The organism is Bacillus sp. SIMBA_008, assembly GCF_046535495.1.
Lineage (GTDB): Bacteria > Bacillota > Bacilli > Bacillales > Bacillaceae > Bacillus > Bacillus subtilis.
The window spans coordinates 1-248 of record NZ_JAWRWL010000989.1 but is presented as its reverse complement, the minus strand read 5'-3'; the positions used below and the strand labels follow the sequence as shown (position 1 = coordinate 248).

The window sequence follows — 248 nt, the reverse complement described above, 5'->3', positions numbered from 1 at the left end:
ATTTCGCAGTCGTTGCATTTGTTAAATCGAACAGTGGCGTCTCCATTTTTGTGTGAAGATTGTCACCTTTTGTGCTGTAGTAATACTGCTTACCAAATGCTGGAGCAATTGTTTTTATATCTTTATCTGGCAAGTTAACACGAATCATACCTGGGCGGTTAGATTTCGTAACACTTTGGTCTAAATATGTTGCTAGACCGATACCTTTATTTAATTTCTCGTAATCTACTTCTACGATATTTGCCCAG

The 248-nt window shown here is 37.5% G+C and carries 1 pseudogene; it reads right to left on the bottom strand.

The window, feature by feature from the left end:
* Nucleotides 1-248 (bottom strand): annotated as a pseudogene (locus SB658_RS26350) (peptidase M6); the annotation flags it as partial.